Origin of the sequence: Campylobacter estrildidarum (genome assembly GCF_005406205.1) — a bacterium.
GTDB classification, from domain to species: domain Bacteria; phylum Campylobacterota; class Campylobacteria; order Campylobacterales; family Campylobacteraceae; genus Campylobacter_D; species Campylobacter_D estrildidarum.
Genome location: NZ_NXLZ01000025.1, coordinates 1 through 7,877 on the forward strand (window position 1 = coordinate 1; position 7,877 = coordinate 7,877).

Genomic DNA, 7,877 nt, shown 5'->3' on the forward strand with positions numbered 1-7,877 from the left:
TTTATCAATATAAAACAGATATTATCAAAGCTTTTGAAAGTAGAAAATAAGTTAAAATTTTGCATTAGAAATCAAAGTCAAAAAATATGACTTTGATTTTAAGCGTCAAATGACTTTGATTTGAAAAGCGGTTTTATAGAAGTTTTGAAAAACTTTAAAATATAACAAGATTATAAAGCCTATCAATAATGTTTATAGTCGTAAGTTTTTATTAATATTCTTATGATAGAATTACAATATCATCAGCACGATGAGTGGTCTCTTTAGCATAGTATTTTTAAATTGACAACTTGTTGTGCTTTTCAAAATTAATAAAAAGGATTAATATGGATATAAATAATCAGATTTATAGATAAAGATAATTTTTCTATTATCCAATACAAGAAAATGCGGTTCTTGTAGATCTCTCGTTTTTTATTCAAAGATATAACACCCATAAAAAATTTTAAAACAATGGAAGCTAAAGAATTAGCAAAAAGATTAAATGATTATATATGGGAAACACTCAAAAGAAATAAAGATTATTTACATAGAGTTTATATCTATGATTGTGAACCATTAAATAAAAATGTTCCTAAGCCTCCAATATTAAAAAAAACTGATAAAACTAAAAACTTAGGCAAAACTACAACTTATAAGTTTAGAAGTGAGCTATTAAATCATCTAAGAAAGCAACCTTATTTTGCTGTAAGATTAGGTGAAATTGACGAAAATGCATTTCAATGGAAATTTAAAGATTATGAGAAGTTTAAAAAAATTCTACGTAAAGAAATTAGCATTAGCGAACTAAAGGAAGAAGATTTTGTTTTAGATATTAAACAAAAAGGCGTAGATATGAAAATAGGACTTGATATTGCAACTCTATCAAATAGACATCAAGTAGAAAAAATAATTTTAATCACAGCTGATAGTGATTTTATTCCTGCTGTTAAGCACGCTAGAAAAGAAGGGATTATTGTTCAATTAGATCCTATGAGAGTTCCAGAAACTCAAATTAAAAAAGGCTTATTAGAACATATTGATCTTCTTTCATCTGTTTTTATAAATAAAAATAAAAGCAACAATGAATAAAATAAAAGTCTGATTTTATTATCTCCCTCTCCTCAATAAGATCACCAAAAGATATTCTAAGTCTAGCTTGATTAGTCTTAGAATATTAAATTTAGTTAATATTGTTTCCCTCTATTCTTCTCTTTTCTCTATCTTTTCGAACAGACTTAATTATATTTATACATTTTCCAAAAAATTCACCATATTCTTTTTCATTATTCTCTCTTAAATCAAGCAAATCAATAAGCAAATAAGATATATCTCCACAATCTAAAATATTTTTTGGATAATAATTCTTAGATAAAAGCTTCTTATAATCATTTTCATTAAATTCTAAACAAGAAATTTTATACTTGAATTTTTGATAAAATTCATACAAGTCACAAAGATCGCTGCATTCCATAGTCTCCATAATAAACTTACTTCCTATACAAAAGTAAGTTTCATAAAAATCAAATTCATTGTTTTGGTTTACTATAATTATTCTGGTATAATCAAAATTATTTTTACAAGTAACAATATAAATTTTAGAAAAAATTTCAGCTTCATTTATAAATTGCGAGTTAAAATTTGATTTTATAAAACTATTATCAAATGGATATCTATTGCCTGTTAATAGCCAATGATGATTAATTTTGAATATTGATGCAAATTTCTCTAAAAAATCAAAACCTGGATACATTTTAAAATTTAAAATTTGATTGATTTTTGCAAAACTATTTTCACCCATTGCTCTTGCACAAGTTATTTCACTTAATTTTAATTCCTTAAAAATATGATTAATTCTATTAATTAAATCATTATGATCTTTTGAAGAAGTATTATTCGTTATATTATCTCCTAAATTATATGAGTTTAGCAAAGCAAATCCATCCTGAAAATTCTTAATTATACTTTTAAGCTTATGATTCTCAAGCATTAACTCTAGAGTTACTTTAGCAGTTTTGGATATTCTTGAATTATCACTCCAAGAATCTACTGTAGTCTTGGATAATCCTAATTTTTCAGCCAATTCTGTCCTACTTATCCCCAAAGTATTACACACTTCTTTAAACATAAAAACTCCTTTTAGTAAATAATTTTTATAATTAAAGCATAATAATATAAAAAGTCAAGTATATACATATTACATAATATTTTATATTTTTTATGTAATATAATCTAATATTAATTCTTTTTTAAACCATCCATCTCTTTCAATCTCATTATTCCTAGCACTTGTCCATCGCAAGATATTATCGGCTCTTCTTCGCTCTCCTTGCTGTAGCTGATTGAGTGCATTGATGTGCAAAAGCATTTGAGTTCGTTTTGTGTTAAAAAACCATAGGCTATTTGGACAATACTTGTATAAAGTTTCTTTCTTGGGTAACTTCTCTTCAAATAATTGATTTATTACTGTACTTGTAAGGTCCCTATCTATAATTTTCTATCACTATAGCTTTCTTTTAATTCTCATCTATAGTAATTTGATATTTTAATTATATTTAGTTAGATCTAAATTCTTTTTTTCTATTGTAAAGATAGATTTTTACCATTTTTATAACTTTAATCCTCTTAAATTTTATTCTTTTTAACAATTTTCATATTATAGCTGTACTTTTGGTTTATTTTTATCAATAAAAATTCTATTATATGTAAAGAAATATGTCGTTTTTTATTACTTTAGTTTTGCACACTTAAGGAGGGAGGTATAGTTTTTATGACGGCTTATTGTATTTTTCAAAATTGAATTAATAAAATAAGTTTAAATCATCTTTAAAATTTTTTTGGTAATTTGAATTTTTGACTTATTAATATCAAAATTGTCTTTTAAAATCATATCGCTACTTGTAGGTAATTCTAATACTTGATCTACTCCTGCCATATTTTGAACATTATGTTTAAAAAAATTCTTACTATCCCTCTTTTGCCTTATATCTAAAGAAACATCTAAAAAAATTTCTAAATAATTTTTAAAATTTTGCCTATTAAAATTCCTGATTTCATCAAACATAGAAATTGTAGAAAGTAAAACAATAAAACCTTGATGATAAAGAATTTTGGCTATATTAACATAATAGCGTGCCATTGCCAATCTAGCGTCTTTAGAATACTCCAAATTTCCAACACAAGCTCTTAACTCATCTCCATCTAAAAGAATCGATTTTATGGTATATTTTTCGAGTAAATCTTTTTGAATTTCTGAAGCTAGAGTAGTTTTTCCACTCCCGCTTAATCCAGTTATAAAAATTAAAGCTCCTTGCAAAACTCTTCCTTAAGCATTAAAATATCTTTTGGTCTTAAGAGATCTTTTCTGGTTTGCTGCTTTACTTTTATTTCCAAAAAAATCAGTCCATTGAGTTTTTTAATGATTTCTAGTTTATTTTTTAAATCTTTCATAGTTTTTACGCTAAAGCTATAGCTATATCCGCACGCTTTGGATAATTTCAAAAAAGAAGCATTTTTAGCGTGAGTAAATTGCCCTCCAACGCTATCATGAGCTTGATTGTTTAAAACTATATGTAAAAAATTTGAATTTTTAAAATTTAAAATAGATCCCATGTGCATAATAAATGCCCCATCACCATCTAAACATACAATATGTTTTCTAGAATACTTAGAAATAATAAAAGCTAAAGAACTTGCATAGCCCATAGAACCTACAACCAAAAAATCATTGGCATGTGTTTGTTTCTTTATTTTTCTTAACTCATAACATTCTCTTGCTATCATTCCAGTTGTAGCTATAAATTTTGAATGATTAAAATAATCTTGAATTAAAGAAATAGCCTCTTCTCTAATTATTTTAAAATTGTTTTTTTCTCTTATAGCTTTAAAGTTATCAAATGTATTTTTTTTAATTAAAAAAGCAATAATCTGCTTTTTTAAATTACATTCTTGTATTGCCTTATCTATTTGTTCTTTTGCTTTCTTGATATTTTGACTCAAAAAAAAACTTTTTATACCGCATGCTTGTAGAATTTTCTTAGTAACCTCACCTTGTTTTAAATGTTGAGGCTCATCATCTTTACCACCTCTTAATCCTATAAACATAATCAAAGGTATATTATAAACCTTCGGATCAGCCAATGATAAAAGCGGATTGATAGCATTTCCTAAACCAGAATTTTGCATATAAACTAGAGCTATTTTTGAAGTAGATAAATTATAAGCACTTGCAAACGCTATAGCTTGTCCTTCATTTGCTGTTACAAAAAAATTATTTTTACATTTTAACTCTAAAGCATTATTTAACGATTTTAAAAGACTATCTGGCACTCCAGCAAAAAATGAAAATTTTTCATTTAAGAAATTTGCGAATTCCAGAGAATTGATCATTAATTTCCCTTAATCAATTTAATAAGATCTAGTGCTGAAATATAATTTTTATCAGCTTCCAAACTTCTTTTATGAGTTAAAATTGAAGTTGCGGTTTCTTTCATGGCAGTGTATGCTGATCTTAAAAGCTGATTTGCATATACAATGATATTTATTCCCGCATTTTTAAAATCTTCTTCACTTAAAGAAGGGTAATTTGTAGGAACAACCAATAAAGGCTTTCTATTCGGAAAAGAATTGTAAATTTTACAAAATTCCAAAATTTCTTTCCCATCCTTCTGTCTAGAATGTATCATTATGCCATCAGCTCCTGCTTCTATATAAGCTTTTGCTCTATTTAGTGCATCATCTAAACCTTTTCCTAAAATTAGACTTTCAATTCTTGCGATAATCATAAAATCACTCGTTAATTGAGCTTGCTTTCCGGTTTGAATTTTAAGACAAAAATTTTCTATAGAATCCTGAGTATGCTTTGAATTATCTTCACATAATGAATTTTGCTTTAAGCCTATTTTATCTTCTATAACTACTGCACTTATGCCAAGTCTTTCCAATCTCTTAACAGTTAAAGCAAAATGAGGTATTTTAGAGCCAGTATCTCCATCATATATAATAGGTTTTGTGCTAACTTCTAATATGTCATTTACAGTAGCCATTCTAGAGGTTAAATCAACAAATTCTATATCAGGTTTACCTTTAGAACTAGAATCCGTTAAAGAGCTTAACCATAAAAAATCAAAATACTGACTCACTCCATTTTCATCTTTTATGTTAAGATTTTCAATTATCATAGCACTAATACCATTATGAGCTTCGATCCCTTTGATAATAGGCTTTGCATTTAATATATTTCTTAAAGATCCAAGTCTTTCTTGTGGAAGAATTCCTATTTCCTTGATGTTTTTATTAATTATACTAGATGAAATATTTTCTGTATATTTAACTTCTATTATTTGACCACCCCATGACTGCATTATATCTATTGCTTTTTGTTTTGAAGAAGCTAAAGGACCATTATTCCAATCATCTCCATGAATCATAAAATCGGGTTTATATTTCAATAAATTAGTATCATAATCTTTTTCATCTTGCATTACAACTTCATCAACACCTTTAATTGACTCTATAATTTCTTTTCTTTGTTCATAAGACATAAACGGTACTCTTTTATAACTCGCAATAGCTTTATCAGAAAATAATCCAACCATAACATAACCAAGCTCCGATGCCTTTTTAATAATATTTAGATGACCTGGATGTATTATATCAGCTGCCATTGGAACATAAACTATTTTTTTCATAATTTATCCTTTAAATAAACAAGTATCACAAAGTTTTGTAGAGCTTAACAAATTTTCTTTATGCGCTTTTCTTAATTCTTGCATTTTATCATTATGCCATATATTATATATACTATCATTATTTACATTGCCAACCGCTATATGTTTTGCCCTATGACTAGCACAAGGAACAACTAAACCATCACCATGTATAAATAAAGATTCAAAAGGGTAAGAACAACTTTGTTTTCCTGCTATAGGAGAATCAGATATAGCTACACTTCTTTCATCATCAAAAGGAGAAATTGGAACATAACGCTGCACTGCTACATAATCTGCCTTGTCTACCCAGTAATTTTTAAAATCTTCTAATTCATGTTTATTTTTCTCTTGTAATAAAAAACTCACCCTTACTATTGGCAATTTTAAATTCATTTTATTTCTTAGATTAATAAAATTTTCTATATTCTTAATCACTTGATTAAAATTAAGTCCTATTCTTATTTTTTTATAGGTTTGTTCAGTGAATGCATCAATACTAAAATTCATTCTTGTAATATTAGTATCTAAAAGTTTTTTTGACATTTCTTCATCCAATAAAGATGCATTGGTATTAAAGTGAATATCCATTATATTATTTTTTAAACTAAGATATTTCAATCTTTCAATGATATCAGGATCTAGTAAAGGCTCATTGGTTTGAGATACTCCTATTGATGGACATTTATGTTCATCACACTCATCTACTAAACTTTGAAATTTTTGAAATGAAAGATATCCTTCGTATTTATAATCATTTCTTAAATCAGCATGACCATGAACACACATGGTACATCTAGCATTGCATTTAAACTGATTTTCAAATCTAACAAATAAAGGAAAATCATTTAATATATAATTTGAAGCATCAGCCCATTTCTTTCTATAATCAACCCATCTTTGACCATATTTTTCTATAAATATTGCATCTATATCTTTTTTGGAATTATTTACAACCCTGCCAGCAGAAGTAGATTCTGTTTTTATTTCTCCCATTTATTTCTCCTTTTCGTTTAATTTTATTTCAATTATTCTATATATTAAATCAAAGATATAACAAAGTGATATTGTATAGAATAATAATTTAAACTCATGTAAAATCAAAAAAACACTTATTAAGCTAAGTAGCAAAGAGGCATCTATACCTAAAATAAAATTTTTATCAAAAAACCATTTTTTTAAACCAAATCTCTTAAATTTTTCAAATGTTCTAAGCTTCTTTGGAAAATAAAACCAACCAAAAACATTATGTAAATTCATACTTATAATTACAACCAAAGAAAAATATAATGATAAATCAGCTGATAAAGCAATCACTATAAATATCAAATTAAAAAAGAGATTATCATTTAATCTATCCAATCTTGAACCAATATAAGTTTGTTTATCTGTATATCTTGCTAACATTCCATCTGTATGGTCAATAATGGCATAAAGTTGCGTCAAAAATGCTGCTATAATATAATATTTTAAATATATAAGATACAATATACAAGGAAATAATATCGTATTAATTAATGTAATAATAATTGGATGTATATTTAACTTAGCTAATAAATCCAAATATCTCTTAACTATTAAAATTCTATATACATATTCTATCAAATACATACTTTTTTCTTCAAGTCGCTGTTTTTTCTTTATCTTTGCAGTAAAGTCCATACATAATCCTTTACAAAATTTAATATTTTACTTTTTTTTCAAAACAATGCAATAATGACTATCACAAATCAAATCATTTTCATAAGATGTTTCTATTCTATTTATCTCATAAATTTCAAACATAGTAAAAACTCTTTTCACCTCATCTTTATCAAAAAAATACATTTTCATGTCATTTTCCTTAAAAGAAGATTTTGAAGTATCGTTTTCTTGGATAAGCACTTCATATTTTGAAATTTTTTCATTATTTAAATAACGATAATCTTTTGTATTTCTTACTACTACATAAGCAATCGCGTCTTTTTTTAAAACCCTATAAATTTCTTTAGCTGCTTTTTCTATGACTTCTTTAGGATTATAATAAAGCACACCATAGCAAATTACACCATCAAATTTTTCATTTTCATAAGGGATATCATCGACACTTGAGACTTTAAGTTCTGCTTTTAGTTTATGAAAGTCTAATATTTCTTGAGTTGCTTTGATCCCATTTGCTGAGTAATCCACGCCATAAGCTAAAAAATCATT

8 protein-coding genes and 1 pseudogene are annotated in these 7,877 nt (G+C 26.1%); 1 reads left to right on the forward strand and 8 read right to left on the reverse strand.

Annotated elements, in window-relative coordinates:
• Positions 1–453: 453 nt before the first annotated feature.
• Positions 454–1,071: an NYN domain-containing protein gene (locus tag CQA69_RS08595; protein WP_137621368.1), complete on the forward strand. Its 618-nt coding sequence runs from the start codon at positions 454–456 to the stop codon at positions 1,069–1,071.
• A gap of 91 nt (positions 1,072–1,162) precedes the next feature.
• On the opposite strand, the gene CQA69_RS08600 is transcribed toward CQA69_RS08595, so the two are convergent.
• From CQA69_RS08600 to CQA69_RS08635, 8 genes and pseudogenes are all read right to left on the reverse strand, one after another.
• A complete protein-coding gene (locus tag CQA69_RS08600) occupies positions 1,163–2,107 on the reverse strand; it encodes a helix-turn-helix domain-containing protein (protein WP_137621369.1) in 945 nt (314 codons plus the stop codon).
• Positions 2,108–2,197: 90 nt separating this feature from the next.
• Positions 2,198–2,426, reverse strand: a pseudogene (locus tag CQA69_RS09340) (hypothetical protein); the annotation flags it as partial.
• Positions 2,427–2,794: 368 nt separating this feature from the next.
• The gene (locus CQA69_RS08610) at positions 2,795–3,295 is read right to left on the reverse strand and encodes an adenylyl-sulfate kinase (RefSeq protein WP_137621370.1); all 501 of its coding nucleotides are present in this window, start codon (positions 3,293–3,295) and stop codon (positions 2,795–2,797) included.
• The gene (gene aepY, locus CQA69_RS08615; RefSeq protein ID WP_137621371.1) at positions 3,280–4,368 is read right to left on the reverse strand and encodes a phosphonopyruvate decarboxylase; all 1,089 of its coding nucleotides are present in this window, start codon (positions 4,366–4,368) and stop codon (positions 3,280–3,282) included. The genes CQA69_RS08610 and aepY overlap by 16 nt, the downstream gene beginning before the upstream one ends.
• Positions 4,368–5,669, reverse strand: coding sequence for a phosphoenolpyruvate mutase (gene aepX / locus CQA69_RS08620; RefSeq protein WP_137621372.1), 1,302 nt, complete (start codon positions 5,667–5,669; stop codon positions 4,368–4,370). The genes aepY and aepX overlap by 1 nt, the downstream gene beginning before the upstream one ends.
• 3 nt (positions 5,670–5,672) lie before the next feature.
• The gene (locus CQA69_RS08625) at positions 5,673–6,683 is read right to left on the reverse strand and encodes a radical SAM/SPASM domain-containing protein (protein ID WP_137621373.1); all 1,011 of its coding nucleotides are present in this window, start codon (positions 6,681–6,683) and stop codon (positions 5,673–5,675) included.
• Positions 6,684–7,349 (reverse strand): CDP-alcohol phosphatidyltransferase family protein, encoded by a 666-nt coding sequence (locus CQA69_RS08630; protein ID WP_137621374.1) that lies wholly within the window; start codon positions 7,347–7,349, stop codon positions 6,684–6,686.
• 27 nt (positions 7,350–7,376) lie between these two features.
• Positions 7,377–7,877: class I SAM-dependent methyltransferase (locus CQA69_RS08635; RefSeq protein WP_137621375.1), on the reverse strand; the 501-nt coding region annotated here is incomplete at its 5' end.